The sequence below is a fragment of the Streptomyces sp. NPDC048643 genome (genome assembly GCF_040650615.1).
In the GTDB taxonomy this organism is placed as follows: Bacteria; Actinomycetota; Actinomycetes; order Streptomycetales; family Streptomycetaceae; genus Streptomyces.
In genome coordinates this window covers 35,629-50,569 of sequence record NZ_JBEZHO010000063.1, presented here as the reverse complement: position 1 = coordinate 50,569, position 14,941 = coordinate 35,629, and the positions used below count along the sequence as shown (strand labels likewise).

Sequence of the window (14,941 nt, the reverse complement as noted above, 5' to 3'; positions counted from 1 at the left end):
CTCCGCCGGCTCGACGACCGCGGTACGGCGCTGGCCTTCGGCGTGCTCATCGCCGTCGGCGAGCTGGCCCGCTGGAGCGGAGCCGAGGACCGGGGCCGTCCCTGTCACGAGCGCCGCCGGAACACCCTCCTGTGGGCGGGCCGTCGGACTCCGGCGGACGTATCAGCCGTGGTACGTGATGTACCCGTTGCGGTCACGGTCGTTGGCCGACGCGCTGTACGCGTGCACGTCGGCGCGGGCGCCGGACGGCTTGTACAGGTAGAACGTGTCCTTGTCGTTGTTCCAGAGGAAGTTGCAGTTCTGGCGGTAGACGACGTTGTTCGTGTCCGAGTCGGTGCCGTGCCCGCCGCGGAGCTTGATGTAGTCCCCGGGCTGGAGGTAGTGGTTCGACGGGAACGTGAAGGTCGTGCCCACGGCGTCCTTGACGACGTACCCCTTCAGGTTCACCGTCGCGCTGGACGAGTAGTTCTTGATCGTCAGGTACTCGGCACGGGTGTTGCCCGTGGAGCAGCTGTTGGAGTCCCGGCCCGGAGCGTCGTACTGGACGCCCTTGACCTTCAGCGCGGACGAGTACTCGGTGGCGGCCTGCGCCGGAGCGGCGGCGACGGCCGCGAACGTCCCGGCAGCGGCGGCGGTGACTGCCAGGGCAGCACGAATACGCATGAGGATTCCCCCCTCAGTGGTGCGGATGAAGCTCCAGGAGCATACCGAGCGTGTGACCGCGAGGTGACAGAAATGTGTGGGCCGCGTAAAGGCATCCGGGAAGCGGTGGTGCGGCGTGCCGTGTCGTACCGCCTGACCTGCTGTGACTTCCCCCACCTCCCCTTGTCCCCGCAAGGAAGGCAAACCTAAGTTGTGCCCCATGGATCCCCATACCTCCCCTACGCCCCGCGATGCCGACGGAACACCCACGGGCGACGCCGACCGGCCGGACGCCCCCGAGCTGGTCGACTTCACCGTCGACCTCACCCGGCACGAGGTCCTGCGCCAGGCCCAGGTCCTCGCCGCGCTCGGCCCCGACTGGGACCCGATCGAGGCGATGCGCGGCGAGGAGGCCGCCACGGCCCTCCTCTACTCCGGGCTCGACGACGAACAGCAGCGCGTGTACGACGACCTCGTCGCGTCCGGCGTGCTGCCGCGGCGCGGAGACGGCCGTGCTGCCGCTTGATCCCCAGGCGGACATCGGACGCCGGGCCTGGGCGGCCTGCCCGAACTGCGCCGACAGCCACGGCTGCGCGTCGTGCGAGCAGCGTCGATCGTGCTCCCGGCACTGGCGCTACCTGCTCTCCACCACCGGAAGCCTGCTCCACCTGCAGTGCCCCTCCTGCACCCACGTCTGGGCCCATGAGACCGGCTTCGGCGCCACCCGCCCCTGGTGGGACCGCATCACGGGTGGCCGCCCAAAGCGCTGACGGCGTACGCGGTCGGTACGGCGGATCCGGAACCTCCCGCCGGACGTCGCACTCCATGACGGCGATATCCTCCGAAGACCCCAGGCGGGTCGAACCTGTCCGATGCGCCGCTGTGGGAAGATCGCAGCCCCGCACGACAGAAGTCCGGGCCCGCGCACGCCGTCGTTCACAGATTCGATGACGTTCGTGGCCCACCGGTGGATGACGGACCGGTCCGCGCGGGTAAAGAACCTGTGCGCACCTGCGCGAACACCCCCACTGTCAAAGGACTGCCGGTCTTGGACCTCCCACACTCCGAAAGCCCTGCCGTACGACGTCCGGGACGGACATGGACCGTCCGCATCTCCGGCCACAGTGACCGCACGGCGTCCGTCTCCTGCTCCTCTCCCTGCGCGATGCCGCCGCGTTCGCGCGACCTCGCGTCCCTGCGCCGTTTCGCAGAGGCCCACGTCGGCGCGCACGCCCGGGCCGCGACCGTCCACCCCGACGCCGCGTGTGCCTGCCGGCAGGCGCAGTGCGCCTCCCATGAGGGCAGCCAGGTGCACTGCGCGGGCAGCGTGCTGCTCGTCCTGCGGCACGACCCGGCTGTCGGCCAGGTGTGGACCCTGATGGAAGTCTGCGCCGCCTGTGCCCCGTTCATGAGCCACACCCGCGTCCTTGGCCGGGCCGTCCCACGTACCCGAACCCCCGTCGCGCCTGCCGCGCCTGCACCCACCACCGGCGCACCGGCGGGCGTCCCCGCCGTCCCTGCGGTCCCCGGCGGCTTCAGCGCCCCGAGCGGCCCCGGCTTCAACAGCGGTGACGCACCCGCCGCCCCGTCAGGGCGCCGCACCGGCGGCCGAGGCCGCCCCCAGCCCCGACAGGGCCGCCGGGACCAGGGCAGGTCCTCCCGCGGCTGACCACGGCGCACCGCGGCCACGCGGCGCGCTACCGTTCCACATCGCGCGGGATGCCGGCACATGGGCCGGGAGCGCCCGCACCCACCCGCCGACGTCCGCCGGCCCCCGCCGGCGGAAACCCTTCACGCGGCCGGGCTGTCCAGCGGGCGCAGTTCGTCCGCGTACGACACCGACATGCGGCGCATCAGTCCGTCCTCCGTGATGTCGTACTGTCCCAGGCGCCACAGTGGCGGCGAGTAGGCGTGCAGGGAGACCGCGTCGTCGGTCGCGCCGGTGAGCCGGTGGATGTGCTCGGGACCGAAGCAGAACGACTCGCCCGCACCGACCGCCACCGACAGATGACTGCCGCCTATCCGGGGGTTGGACTCGTTCAACACCCCTTGCACGACCCGGACCGCGCCCGCCGAGATGTCGTGGTCGTGCCAGCCGGTGTCGTTCTGCCGGGTCCAGCACAGCAGCCAGACGTCCACGTACTCGTCGCGGTGCAGCGACGCGTAGTGCCGCTCCTCGTGCGAGAAGGCGACCTGGTCGCGCCAGAGTTCGGGCCGGGCTGCCAGGCCGTCGACGAGTCGCTGGAGTTCGTGCTTGTCGAGCGTGCGGTCCGGCAGGGACGAGTACGTCACGGCGGTGTTCCCTTCCAGGAGGGGCCCGTCGCACGGATCAGGTGCGGCCGTGCAGCAGGCGGGCGGGGTTGACGGTGCGCAGGGCGTGGACGGCGGCGTCCGCACCCAGATCGGGGACGGCGGGAGAGGCGTAGGGGCGGTCGCTCCCGCTCACGACGACGTCGATGCCGGCCGCCCGGACCAGGGCGTCCACGGCGCGCGTGCCGTAGGAGGAGGTGTCGTAGAAGACGTCGAAGTCGACCTCGCCGCGCCCGCCGCCCCGCGCGGCGAGCCGTTCGCCGTGCAGGGGTGCCAGCCCCGCGAGCGCCGCGAAGCAGACCCGCAGCCCCGGATGACGGGCGCGGCCGAAGGCCCGGAACGCGAACCACGCGCTGTGCAGCTGCTGTTGGTAGGGGACCAGCGCCGCCCACCAGGACGGTGCCGCGGGAGTCGACGGGGCCGCGCCCGGATGGACGAACAGCGGTTTGTCGAGGTGCGCGAGGAGGTCGAGCAGCGGGGCGCACGCGCGCCAGCCCGCCGCGTCGAGCAGTGCCGTGGCCGGGAGTTGCAGTCCCACGCCCCCCTGCCGGAGCACCTGCTCCACCGCCTCGGCGTCCGGCGCGCTCAGGCAGGCGGAGGCCCACACACCGAACGGCGCCGGAAGAGCCAACGCGCCCGTGTGGAAGGCGTCGAGCAGCGGCAGGGACTCGGCGGGTGGCAGGTACTCGATGCCCAGCGGGCTGGACAGTGACACCAGGGCGAGGTCGAGACCGTCGGCGCCGGCCAGCCGCGCACGGGCCTCGATGTCATGGTCACCCGGGGCCACGGCGAAGGGCGGTTCGCCGTCCAGGTGCAGTGTCCAGCCGTCGAGGCGCGGCGGCGCCGTGCGCGCCCGCAACAGCTCGACGAAGGCGGGCGGCCAGATGTGCTGGTGGACGTCGATGGGCACCCTGAAGTCCCCTTGTGGGTCCGTGCGATGGGGCAGGATCGGTTGTGGTTAAGCGCTTCAGTGATGCGCTTAACTTAAGCGATTAACAACCCGGCGTGTCAAGCGCATGCCCGCGATCCGGACGCGGCCCGGTAGGCTTCCCGGCATGGTCAGGCCCCCGAAGCGCACCACCCTCAGGGAGGTGGCCGAGGCCACCGGCCTCTCCACCGCCGCTGTCTCCTACGCCCTGCGCGGCAAACACGTCTCCAAGGAGACCGAGGAACGCGTGCGCAAGGCGGCGGCCGAACTCGGCTACGAGGCCGACCCCATCGCCCGGGCCCTCGCCAGCGGCCGCACCAGCATGGTCGGCGTCCTCGCGGGCGACCTCCAGGACCTCTGGCAGCAGCAGCTCATGGCGGCCATCGGCCGTGAACTCCTCGCCGGCGACCGCTACGCGCTGATCCTGGACGCGGGCGGCGACCCCGACCGGGAGCTCGTCCTCGCCAAGCAACTGCGCGACCAGCGCGTCGACGCGCTAGTGGTGTCCCCGGTGAACCCGGCGGCCGAGGAATGGGCGGCGATCGCCGACGCCCTGCCCGTCGTCGCGGTCGGGGACTCACTGAGCCGGGCGCGCACGGTCGGGCAGGTCATCTTCGACAACCGGGCCGGCATCGACGCCGTACTAGAGTACCTCCACGGCCTCGGCCACCGCCGGGTGACCGTCCTGACCCCGACCCGGCCGAGCACGCCCGACCGGCCCGCCGACGTGTATGTGCGCGAGGCGGCCGACCGGATAGGGCTGGGGGCCGAACTCGTGCCCTGCCCGCAGGAGTTGGGTGCGGCGACCGTCGTCGCCAGAGGCGTCCTCGAAGGAGACCGACGGGCCACCGCCGTCTTCTGCTTCTCCGACTCCCTCGCCTACGGCGTCTACGCGGCGGCGGCCGAGGCCTCGCTCGTCGTGGGCCGGGACGTCTCCGTGGTCGGCTTCGACGACCACCCCGTCTCCTGCGTCCTCACCCCACCGCTGACCACCGTGGGCTGGGGACTGACACAGATCGCCGCCGAGGCCGCCCGGCTGACCGCCTCCGCGATCGAGGGCAAGCGGGCGCGCAGGAAGCGGATCCTGTGCGCCCCGATGATGTGCGCCCGCGGCTCGGCCGTGGCCGTCTGAGCTTCCGACCGACCGTACGCGTCAGGGGCAGTGGTACGTGAGCCGCGTCTCCACGCTGCGTCGCGCCGGGGACAGCAGGCGCAGCTCGGCGCGCGCCGTGTACCGGCCTTCGCCCTGGAAGGTCCACAACAGGTGCAGATGCGCGCGCTTCTGACCTTGTGTCACCTCCTCGCGCAGGACCTTCGAGGAGGTGCCGTCGCTGCGCACCCAGCGGTAGGTGAGTTCCCCGGGCCGCCCGTCGGTCGTGACGGCGGCGACGATGTCCGCTGTCGCGTCGCATCCGGGCGAGGACGACGTGGCGGAGACCGCGATGCCCTCGACGCCCACGGACGGTTCGGAGCGGTGCCACAGGAGGAACGCGACGACGGCCAGGAGCGCCACGGCGGGCAGTACGTGCCGCCGCCACGTCCGGCGGGGGACCGGGGCCGGCACGGCCGGCGAGGTCGATCGGCGTACGGTGTCGGCGTTCACCCCGGGCCCGAAGCGCAGCAGGGTCCCCTCGACCCGGTCGGGCGGGGTGTCGAGGACGGTAGGCTCCGACAACGCCCGTGTGGCCGAACTCCCGTCGAGGGCAAGGGTGTCGGAGGCCCGCGTGACCGTGCCCTCCGTGTCGGGGGAGTCGGGCCGCTGGATCCAGTGGCTGGCCAGCACGGTCGCGCTGTAGTCGTCGTCGGAAGGGGCGCCCGGAGCGCCGGGGTGTTCGTTCATCGGAGCGTGCACCGCCTCGTCAGGAGCTGCTGCGAGGCGCCACCGTCCGCGGAGACGGGCTGTGTCCCGGCGCGGACACCCCAGTAGCAGCCCGCACCTTGGAAGGTGTGGTCGAGGGCGATGGTGTACTCGGTCGAGCCGCTGCGCCGGTAGGAGTCGGCCGCCCCGTCCTGGGCGCCGGCCTGCCCACTGGCGTCGCCGGTGGACCAGGTGACCGTGATGTCGACGGGTCCGGTTCCGTCCGTGGTGACGGTGACCGACGCCGTGGCGGTCGCGGTGCCCGTCTGCCGGAAGCCGCCGAACACCACCGACTTGACGCCGACTTCGGGCGACGGGGAGGTTGTCGTGGGTGCGGCCGTCGTGGGCGGAGAGGTGGTCGGCGGCTCGACGGTGGCGGTCGTCGAGTCCGAAGAAGGCGTCGACGCCGTCGCGTCGTCGGTCGAGGTGGCCGACGCGGTCGCCGTCGGCGTGGCCGAGTCGGACGTCGACGTCGACGGTGTCGGGGAATCCGGGTCCGCCGTCACGGGGACGCCGCCGGTCGCGCCCGGATGGGCGCTCGTGGTGGCCAGTGCCTGTGCCGCCTGTCCCGGGTCGCCGAAGCCGGGCGCCTGCCGGTCGATGCCGTACGTCAGCAGCAGCGCCGCGATGATCGCGGCCGCCGAGACGAGCAGCGAACGGCCGCCGGGACGCCAGGCGCGCAGCACGTCCGGGGTTCGGCCGAGGACCGTGCGCGCGGTGTCCGTGACGCTGTTGCGCGGTTTGACGGGGGCATGGGGCAGAAGCAGCAGCGAGAGCGCGGCCAGTGCCGCGAGGCGTCCGCGTCCGCGCTCCTCCCAGTCCGGCCCGTACGCGCCGCCCGCGGTGGCCTCCAGCTCCGCCACGAAGTCCTCGGCGTCGGCGGGCCGTTGCTCGGGAGTCTTCGCCAGACCGCGGCGCACGAGGGCCCGGACGGGCTCGGGCGCCTCGTCGGCGGGAATGGGGCCGTCCACGTGCTGGAGCGCCAGTTCGGCCAGGTTCTCGCCCGTGTACGGCTTCCGGCCGGTGAGGCACTCGAAGAACGTCGCGGTCGCGGCGTACACGTCGGCGGCAGGCGATGCCGGGGCGCCGGTCCACTGTTCCGGGGCCATGTACGACGGAGTGCCCGCGATACCCGCGGTGGTGCCGTCGGCGGCGGCGATCCCGAAGTCCACGAGCTTGGAGGTGCCGTCGGGGCGGACGAGGACGTTCTCCGGCTTGTAGTCGCGGTGCACCACACCGATCCGGTGGGCGTCCGCGAGGCCGAGCAGGGAGCCCTTGAGCAGGACGAGGGCGGCCTCGGGGGCGAGGGGCGCCTCCCTGCCGAGCAGGGTCCGCAGACTGACCCCGTCGACCAGTTCCATCACGATCGCCGCGCCGTCCGGGCTCTCCACGTACTCGTACAGCCCCGCCACGTGCGCACTGCTCAGGCCACCGAGCAGCCGGGCCTCCGCCCTGAACTCCCGCACGAAACCCGGGCGAGTGCGCAGCGACTCACTCAGGTACTTGACCGCGACGGGCAGCCCCGTCTCCTCGTGCACGGCCAGCGCGACGCGTCCGCTCGCCCCCGACCCGAGTTCTCGTGACTCGGCGTACCCCGGTACCGCCCACGTGCTCATGCCTCAACCCCCCGAGACCTGGGACACGTGAGGCGCTCCGGCCCCACGCGCTCCCAGCCGTGTGCTGTGAGACACGATTCAGGCAGGATCGGTTCCAGCCGTCAAGAAGCGGAACACCAGGCCTGCCACGCCTCCTCGGCGCAGCTGTGCCACCGCACACGGCGGTCACGGGCGAGCAGCGAACGCCAGGGTTCGTCGGCCATGACGTGGAAGACGCGGGGGCCACCGGGCAGGAACGCGCCGCGCGCCTCCTCGGCGCCGGACAGCTGGGCCTGCCGCAGGTCGAGGAAGACCACGGCCTGCTGCCCGCACCTCTCCCGCAGCACCGCGGAGAGATACGAGGCGGCGGACCGCGGAAGCCGTCCGTCCACCACGATCCAACTGCGTTTGCCCGCCAGCGCGATGATCCGGGCACGAGCCGATCCCGCCATGACCGTCCTCCCTCGGAGTCCTCCTGAGTCATCCGTAGCCGAAGCAGTCGCGGATTGGTCCGAATCGGCCACAGAAGTGGATCAGTTCGCGGACCCTACCCCCGCCGGGCCCCCGGACGAAGCCGTTCGGCCGACCGCGCCGGCCCCTCCTCGAGCGAAGGAAGGCCGGCCCGGAGACCGACTCAGGGAATGTCGAACGTGCCCACGGCCCGGGCCGGTGAGCGGAACCGGTCGGAGGCGACGGGGGACCGCTCGACGAGGACGTTCACTCCCGACCCCGGGCCCCTGCTGATGTAGCTCCAGACGGGCCCCTTGAGGGCCGGGCCGCACAGACCCTCGGGGAGTTCGCCCTCGTCCGTCGCGAGCGCGTACGCGCTGCCGTACTGCTCGTCGAACGGCTTCGCGTCCTGCGGCAGCAGTCCCGCGCGGTGCAGGTAGTCCGGCATCCGGTCGCTCAGGAAGGAGACCTGGGCGGTGCCCTCGAGGGTGGCGTAGTGGACGTCCGAGGCGTCGGCGGGAAGCGGGACACCGCCGGCCGAGATCACCTTCGGCAGTTCGGCCGTGCTGCCCTCACAGGCCCGTGCGTCCCCGAACGGGCTGAACAGCTCGTCCTGGAACAGCCAGACGATCCCACCCGCCGGCAGAGCGAGGACGACAACCACGACGCCCGCGTACACCGGCCGGCGCCGCACGCCTCCGCTGCCCGCGTCCGGCACGTCCTCCGGGTTCGGCGCCGCCGTCTCTTCCAGGGTCGTCTGCGCCGCTCATCGGCCGACCTCCAGGTCCGCGAGGTCCTCGGCGGTCAGCTTCAGCGTGCCCGCGTCGATGTTCTCGTCCAGGTGCGCCGGCGAGCCAGTGCCGGGGATGAGGAGGATGTTCGGTGACCGGGCGAGCAGCCAGGCGAGGGCGACCTGCGGGACGGTCGCGCCGTGACGGGCGGCGACGGCGTCCAGCCGCTCGGCGGTGACGGGCTGGAAGCCGCCCACCGGGAAGAAGGGCACGTACGCGACACCGGCCGCCGCGCACGCGTCGACGAGAGCGTCGTCGTCCCGCCGGGACAGGTTGTAGAGGTTCTGGACACAGGCGATCGGAGCGATCGTGCGCGCCGCCTCGAACTCCTCCAGCGTGACGTTGGAGATCCCGAGGTGCCGGATCAGGCCCTCGTCGCGCAACGCGAGCAGGGCCTCCAGAGGCTCGGCCAGGGAGGCCCCGTCGACGTCGCCCAGCCGCAGGTTCACCACGTCCAGCCGGTCCAGGCCCAGCGAGCGGAGGTTGGCCTCGACACCACGCCGCAGGTTGTCAGGGGTGAGGCCGGTCTTCCGGTCGTCGGGCAGCGCGATGTCGGACCCCTCGACCAGCGCGCCCACCTTGGTCACGATCACCAGGTCGTCCGGGTACGGGTGCAGCGCCTCCCGGATCAACTCGTTGGCGGCCACCCCGTCCCGCGCGTAGTAGTGCGAGGTGTCGAGGTGGTTCACCCCCCGCTCCACGGCGCGGCGCAGCACGCCGAGCGCGGTCTCCCGGTCCGGCCGGTCGCCCCGCGGCCAGCCGGTCAGCTTCATCGTTCCGTAGCCGATTCGCGCGACGTTCAGGTCGCCGCCCAATGCCCATCGTTCCGTCGTCACGATCATCACCCTAGTACGCCGGTCCCAGGTGAGATCTTGAGACGGGGAATCCACGAGACCGGCGAACGGGGCTCCGTGGCGCGCCGGTTGTGATGCTCTCGGGCCATGGATCCCCGATCCGGGCGGAACGCGGAGCGCACGGTGCGGATGCGGGCGCCGGCCGAGAGGCGCCGGAGGGCGTCCCTCGGCCGGCGTTCCACGTGGAGGTCAGGACCCGGACAGCTCCGCGCGGACCGTGCGGGCCGCGCTGACCAGGTTCTCCAGGGACGCGCGGGTCTCGGGCCAGCCGCGGGTCTTCAGCCCGCAGTCGGGGTTGACCCACAACCGCTCGGCCGGGATGGCCTCAAGTCCCTTGCGCAGCAGGGCGGACGCCTCGTCCGCGCTCGGCACGCGCGGTGAGTGGATGTCGTAGACGCCCGGACCCGCCTCGCGCGGATAGCCGTGCTCGGCGAGTTCGCCGGCCACCTGCATGTGGGACCGCGCGGCCTCCAGGCTGATCACGTCGGCGTCGAGGTCGTCGATCGCCTGGACGATGTCCCCGAACTCGGCGTAGCACATGTGGGTGTGGATCTGGGTGTCCGCCCGGACACCCGCCGTGGTGAGGCGGAAGGCCTCGGTCGCCCAGTCCAGGTAGGCGGGGCGGTCCGTCGCGCGCAGCGGCAGGGTCTCGCGCAGCGCGGGCTCGTCGACCTGGATCACCGAAGTCCCGGCCGCCTCCAGGTCGTTCACCTCGTCGCGCAGGGCCAGAGCGACCTGCCGGGCGGTGTCGCCGAGCGGCTGGTCGTCACGGACGAAGGACCAGGCGAGCATGGTGACCGGCCCGGTGAGCATGCCCTTGACGGGCCGGTCGGTGAGGGACTGCGCGTACGTCGTCCAGCGCACCGTCATCGGCTCCGGGCGGGAGATGTCACCGGCCAGGACCGGCGGACGCACGTACCGCGTGCCGTACGACTGGACCCAGCCGTGCTGCGTGGCGACATAGCCGGTGAGCTGCTCGGCGAAGTACTGGACCATGTCGTTGCGTTCGGGTTCGCCGTGCACGAGGACGTCCAGGCCGGTCTTCTCCTGGAAGGCGATGACCTCGCCGATCTCCGTCCTGATGCGCTCCTCGTACCCGGCGGTGTCGGTGCGTCCGGTGCGCAGGTCTGCGCGCGCCGCGCGCAGTTCGGCGGTCTGCGGGAAGGAGCCGATCGTGGTGGTCGGCAGCAGTGGCAGGCCGAGGTGGGCGCGTTGGGCGGCGGTCCGCTCGGCGTAGGGCTGCGAGCGGCGGGCGTCGCCGTCGGTGACGGCGGCGGCGCGGGCGCGCACGGCCGGGTCGTGGGTGAGCGCCGAGCCCGCGCGGGCGGCGAGATCGGCCCGGTTGGCGGCGAGTTCGGTGGTGATGGTGTCCGTGCCGTGCGACAGCCCCCGGGCGAGCGTGACGATCTCGGCGGTCTTCTGGCGGGCGAAGGCGAGCCAGCGCAGGACCTGCGGTTCGATGTCGCGCTCGACGGCGGCGTCCAAGGGCACGTGCAGCAGCGAGCAGGACGCGGCCACGTCGACCTGCCCGGCCAGACCCAGCAGGGTGCCCAGCGTGGCGAGGGACTTCTCCAGGTCGTTGACCCAGATGTTGCGGCCGTTGACGACGCCGGCGACGAGCCGCTTGCCCGGCAGACCGCCGACGGCCGCGAGCGCGTCCAGATTGGCGGCGGCCGCGTCGGTGAAGTCGAGCGCGAGTCCGTCGACCGGGGCCTTGGCGAGAACGGGCAGAGCCTCCCCGAGTCGGTCGAAGTACGACGCGACGAGCAGCTTCGGACGGTCGGTGAGCGTGCCGAGAACGCGGTAGGCGCGCTCGGCGGCGTTCAGTTCGGCGTTCGTGCGGTCCTGGACGAGAGCGGGTTCGTCGAGCTGGACCCACTGGGCACCGGCCGCGCGCAGGTCGGCGAGCACCTCGGTGTAGACCGGCAGCAGCCGGTCGAGGAGGGTCAGCGGGTCGAAGTCCGCCGGTACACCGGGGGCGGGCTTGGCGAGGAGGAGATAGGTGACGGGGCCGACCAGGACCGGACGGGCCGACAGTCCGAGCGCCAAGGCCTCCTTGAGCTCGGCGACCTGCTTGGACGAGTCGGCGGTGAAGGCGGTGTCGGGGCCCAACTCGGGGACGAGATAGTGGTAGTTCGTGTCGAACCACTTGGTCATCTCCAGCGGCGCCACGTCCTGGGTACCGCGGGCCATGGCGAAGAAGCCGTCGAGGGCGTCGGCGGCGACGGCGTCCCGGTGGCGCTCGGGGACGGCGCCGACCATGACGCTGGTGTCCAGCACATGGTCGTAGTACGAGAAATCGCCGGTCGGCACTTCGTCGATGCCGGCCTCGGCCAGCTGCCGCCAGGTGGAGCTGCGCAGTTCGGCGGCGGTGGCGCGGAGGGCGTCCGCGCTGACGCGGCCCTTCCAGTAGCCCTCGATCGCCTTCTTCAGTTCGCGGTTCGGACCCTGGCGGGGGTAGCCGTACACGGTGGCCCGTGCTGCCGCGGCTGCGGTCTTGGCTGTCACGGAAATCTCCTTCGCGAGATGTCTCCTTGGATCCCGATGGGACACGCGAGCGCGAAGGGTGACGCACCGGGCGGGAGTACGTGGCGCGCCGGAGCGCGAAGGTCCGCCAGGTATGTACGCCAACCCGCCCACGAGGTCACCGGGATGTCCGCGCGCGATGGGTCGCGCACGGGCAGCGGGCAGGTCTTCGGACTCGCGGGCACGCCCTCCGGACGGAGGTCACCTACTGGCCGTCGCTTCCCAGACCCCACCGGGCCCAGTGCGTATGACGGCGGTCGTTCCCGCTCACCGCTGCGGGGCAGTCCCGGATTCCCACCGGGTTCCCTCTTACGACGCATCCCGTCTGGCGGACGGGGCGAACCAGCTACGGAGGTCAGCCTATGCGGACGAGCGCCCTGCTGGGGAGAACGCCCACCTCCCGGACGGTCGTTCGAGACGTCCAGGAGAGGATCGGCGCACGTCAACCGGCATACGGGGGGCGGCAGACGGCTCGTGTGACGCGCTCGGCCCCGCCCCGGGCCTCGATCTTCAGGCGGAAGGGGCGGGGAAGCCACGGGTGCCGTCGAAGGCGAGCTTCGCGAACCGTTCGCCGATACGACGGTGGGTGGCGGCGTCGGGGTGGAGCGCGTCGGGCAGCGGCAGCTCGACGGCGTCCGCCTCCCCGTACAGCTCCCGGCCGTCGAGGTAGTACAGGTTCGGGTCCTCGGCGGCCCGCTGTTCCACGATCCCGGCGAGTTCGGCACGGATGATCGCGAGCGTCAGCTTCCCGCTCGCGCGCTCGGCCGGGTCGCCGGCGGCGCGGAACCGCAGACGACCGCTGCCGAGCGCCGTGAGGTCCGGCAGGCTCGGGCCGGGGGTGTCCTCGTGGATCGGGCACAGGATGGGGGAGACGACCAGCAGCGGCGTGGTGGGGTTGCCCTCGCGGACGGTGTCCAGGAAGCCGTGCACGGCGGGAGTGAAGGCCCGCAGCCGCATCAGGTCGGTGTTGACGATGTTGATGCCCAGCTTGACGCTGATCAGGTCGGCGGGCGTGTCGCGCAGGGTGCGGGCGGTGAACGGGTCCAGCAGGGCGCTGCCGGCCAGCCCCAGATTGATCAGGTCCACCCCGGCCAGCGAGGCGGCCAGCGCGGGCCAGGTCGTGCTGGGGCTCGCCGCGTCGGAGCCCTGGCTGATCGAACTGCCGTGGTGCAGCCACACCGCGCGCCCCCGGTCCGGCGTGGGCTCCACGGGGGCGTCGGTGCGCAGAGCCACGAGTTCGGCGCTCTCGTTGTGCGGCAGCCAGATCTCGACGTCCTTCGGACCCTCGGGCAGGTCCGTGAAACGGACGGTGCCGACCGGACCGGGCGTGGTCGTCGCCGATCCCGTGGTCATGTCGAGGGTGAGGGTGTTGCCGCCGGGAGCGGCCGCCTGACCCAGAAGGTGCCCGTCGACCACGAGGTCGTACAGCCCGTCGGGCCGCGGCGGGGCGCCCACGTAGACCCGCTTGGTTGGGACGGTGTCCAGCTCGACGCTCGTGGCGCGGGTGCTGAAGACCAGCCGTACGCCCGAGGGCTGGGCCTCCGCCATGGCCAGCTGACCGTCGGCGCACTGGGCGCGCGCCCACGCGGGCAGCCGGTGGGGCAGCACACCGAGGGCGGTGCGCTCCAGCTCGACGGCACCCCGCACCAGGTCGGCGGTGACGGGTGTGGTGATCCGGTCGTGCTCGCTGTGCATGATGATCTCGCCTGTCGTTCGGGGAAGTCGTACGGTGCGGACGCCGCGGAACATCGACGGTGCTGCCGGTTGCCGGCCCCGCCGGTCCTGCGGCGTCGGTCAGGGCGCGGGCCAGTTGCGGAGCAGGGAGTCCAGGGCGTCCAGAACGCGTGACCAGCTCTCCTGCGAGTCCGGGGCGCTGTGACTGAACCCGCCGGACATCTCCAGACTGACGTAGCCGTGGAACACGCTGCCCAGCATGCGGACCGCATGGGTCTGGTCGGGTTCCACCAGGTCGTAGCCCCGCAGGATCGCCCGGGTCATCTGCGCGTGCCGGACCCCCGCGCTGGCGGCGGCCGTCTGCGGGTCGAGCCGGAGCTGCGCCGCGGCATAGCGGCCGGGGTGTTCGCGCGCGTAGTCGCGGTAGACGTTCGCGAAGGCGGTCAGGGCGTCCTTGCCGGCCCGTCCGGCCAGGGCGGCAGCTCCCCGGTCGGCGAGTTCGTCGAGGGCGAGTAGGGCGATCCGCGTCTTGAGGTCGTGCGAGCTCTTCACATGCGAGTAGAGACTCGCGACCTTGACGTCGAACTGCCGGGCCAGCGCCGAGACGGTCACCTGGTCGAAGCCGACCTCGTCGGCCAGCTCGGCACCCGCCCGTGTCAGACGCTCCGTGGTCAGTCCTGCGCGAACCATACCGATCCTCTCTTCTGGCAGAACTGATTATGTATTTGCCTAATAGGTTTAGGCAAATTAGCGTGTGTGTCATGAAGCCGTTGACCGAGCAAGAGATCCGTGCCGCGTTCGTGAACTGCACGAAGGGCGAGGCGAAGCGCCTCTCCGTCCCCCGCGACCTGACCGACCGGCCCTGGGACGACCTCGACTACCTCGGCTGGCGCGATCCCCAGTCACCCGAACGCGCTTACATGGTGGCCGAGTTGGACGGAGGCCTTCGGGCGCTGGCCCTGCGCTGCCCCGCCCAGGCCTCCGGGCACATGCGTCGCAGCATGTGCTCGATGTGTGTGACCACCCACACGGGAGGCGTGTCCTTGATGGTCGCGGCCAAGGCGGGCAAGCCGGGGCAGCAGGGCAACTCGGTCGGCGCCTACATATGCAGCGACCTCGCCTGCTCGCTCTATGTGCGCGGGAAGCGCGACGCGGGGGCCGGCGGACGCATGCACGAGTCGCTGACCCTGGAGGAGAAGATCCAGCGCACCGTGGCCAACCTCGCGGCGTTCGTCGCCAAGGTGACGGCGTGAGTGAGGCACGGCTGCCCAGGGCCGTAGCTCAGGAAGGCGCCGGACGCGGGGAGACGGAGA

General features: G+C 72.1%; 16 protein-coding genes and 1 riboswitch. Of the genes, 5 read left to right on the top strand and 11 right to left on the bottom strand.

Features of this window, described 5'->3' with window-relative positions:
- Window positions 1-162: 162 nt before the first annotated feature.
- On the bottom strand, window positions 163-663 hold the full coding sequence (locus AB0C62_RS37640) for a lamin tail domain-containing protein (protein WP_362981114.1): 501 nt from the start codon (window positions 661-663) through the stop codon (window positions 163-165).
- Window positions 664-862: 199 nt separating this feature from the next.
- On the opposite strand from AB0C62_RS37640, the gene AB0C62_RS37635 reads away from it, so the two are divergent.
- The 3 genes from AB0C62_RS37635 to AB0C62_RS37625 all read left to right on the top strand — a co-directional run bounded on the left by AB0C62_RS37635 (window position 863) and on the right by AB0C62_RS37625 (window position 2,311).
- Entirely contained in the window at window positions 863-1,168 is a 306-nt protein-coding gene (locus tag AB0C62_RS37635) for a DUF6400 family protein (protein ID WP_362981112.1), read from the top strand.
- A complete protein-coding gene (locus AB0C62_RS37630) occupies window positions 1,155-1,412 on the top strand; it encodes a hypothetical protein (protein WP_362981110.1) in 258 nt (85 codons plus the stop codon). The genes AB0C62_RS37635 and AB0C62_RS37630 overlap by 14 nt, the downstream gene beginning before the upstream one ends.
- 395 nt (window positions 1,413-1,807) lie before the next feature.
- Window positions 1,808-2,311 (top strand): hypothetical protein, encoded by a 504-nt coding sequence (locus AB0C62_RS37625; RefSeq protein ID WP_362981108.1) that lies wholly within the window; start codon window positions 1,808-1,810, stop codon window positions 2,309-2,311.
- Window positions 2,312-2,433: 122 nt separating this feature from the next.
- On the opposite strand, the gene AB0C62_RS37620 is transcribed toward AB0C62_RS37625, so the two are convergent.
- Both AB0C62_RS37620 and AB0C62_RS37615 read right to left on the bottom strand, forming a co-directional pair.
- On the bottom strand, window positions 2,434-2,934 hold the full coding sequence (locus AB0C62_RS37620; RefSeq protein ID WP_362981106.1) for a cysteine dioxygenase family protein: 501 nt from the start codon (window positions 2,932-2,934) through the stop codon (window positions 2,434-2,436).
- Window positions 2,935-2,971: 37 nt separating this feature from the next.
- Window positions 2,972-3,862, bottom strand: a complete 891-nt coding sequence (locus tag AB0C62_RS37615; protein ID WP_362981104.1) for an amidohydrolase — start codon at window positions 3,860-3,862, stop codon at window positions 2,972-2,974.
- Window positions 3,863-4,007: 145 nt separating this feature from the next.
- On the opposite strand from AB0C62_RS37615, the gene AB0C62_RS37610 reads away from it, so the two are divergent.
- A complete protein-coding gene (locus AB0C62_RS37610; protein ID WP_362981102.1) occupies window positions 4,008-5,012 on the top strand; it encodes a LacI family DNA-binding transcriptional regulator in 1,005 nt (334 codons plus the stop codon).
- Between the two features lie 21 nt (window positions 5,013-5,033).
- Here AB0C62_RS37610 and AB0C62_RS37605 read toward each other — a convergent pair whose 3' ends face one another.
- The 8 genes from AB0C62_RS37605 to AB0C62_RS37570 all read right to left on the bottom strand — a co-directional run bounded on the left by AB0C62_RS37605 (window position 5,034) and on the right by AB0C62_RS37570 (window position 14,318).
- Complete coding sequence (locus tag AB0C62_RS37605) at window positions 5,034-5,720, bottom strand: hypothetical protein (protein ID WP_362981100.1); 687 nt, start codon at window positions 5,718-5,720, stop codon at window positions 5,034-5,036.
- Window positions 5,717-7,354: a serine/threonine-protein kinase gene (locus AB0C62_RS37600; protein WP_362981098.1), complete on the bottom strand. Its 1,638-nt coding sequence runs from the start codon at window positions 7,352-7,354 to the stop codon at window positions 5,717-5,719. Before AB0C62_RS37600 ends, AB0C62_RS37605 begins: the two co-directional genes overlap by 4 nt.
- A 101-nt stretch (window positions 7,355-7,455) precedes the next feature.
- The gene (locus AB0C62_RS37595; RefSeq protein WP_362981096.1) at window positions 7,456-7,785 is read right to left on the bottom strand and encodes a hypothetical protein; all 330 of its coding nucleotides are present in this window, start codon (window positions 7,783-7,785) and stop codon (window positions 7,456-7,458) included.
- A 182-nt stretch (window positions 7,786-7,967) separates the two neighbouring features.
- Window positions 7,968-8,501 (bottom strand): hypothetical protein, encoded by a 534-nt coding sequence (locus AB0C62_RS37590; protein ID WP_362981094.1) that lies wholly within the window; start codon window positions 8,499-8,501, stop codon window positions 7,968-7,970.
- Window positions 8,502-8,549: 48 nt separating this feature from the next.
- Window positions 8,550-9,410 carry an oxidoreductase gene (locus tag AB0C62_RS37585; protein ID WP_362981092.1) on the bottom strand — a complete coding sequence of 287 codons (861 nt, stop codon included), beginning with the start codon at window positions 9,408-9,410 and terminating at the stop codon, window positions 8,550-8,552.
- 207 nt (window positions 9,411-9,617) lie between these two features.
- Window positions 9,618-11,936: a 5-methyltetrahydropteroyltriglutamate--homocysteine S-methyltransferase gene (gene metE, locus AB0C62_RS37580; protein ID WP_362981090.1), complete on the bottom strand. Its 2,319-nt coding sequence runs from the start codon at window positions 11,934-11,936 to the stop codon at window positions 9,618-9,620.
- Window positions 11,937-12,096: 160 nt separating this feature from the next.
- Window positions 12,097-12,316: riboswitch (cobalamin riboswitch) on the bottom strand.
- A gap of 148 nt (window positions 12,317-12,464) precedes the next feature.
- Complete coding sequence (locus AB0C62_RS37575) at window positions 12,465-13,649, bottom strand: GDSL-type esterase/lipase family protein (protein WP_362981088.1); 1,185 nt, start codon at window positions 13,647-13,649, stop codon at window positions 12,465-12,467.
- Window positions 13,650-13,748: 99 nt separating this feature from the next.
- Window positions 13,749-14,318, bottom strand: coding sequence for a TetR-like C-terminal domain-containing protein (locus tag AB0C62_RS37570; protein WP_362981086.1), 570 nt, complete (start codon window positions 14,316-14,318; stop codon window positions 13,749-13,751).
- A 71-nt stretch (window positions 14,319-14,389) separates the two neighbouring features.
- Between AB0C62_RS37570 and AB0C62_RS37565 the strand changes: the two genes are divergently transcribed.
- Window positions 14,390-14,881 (top strand): FBP domain-containing protein, encoded by a 492-nt coding sequence (locus AB0C62_RS37565; RefSeq protein ID WP_362981084.1) that lies wholly within the window; start codon window positions 14,390-14,392, stop codon window positions 14,879-14,881.
- Window positions 14,882-14,941 lie beyond the last annotated feature (60 nt).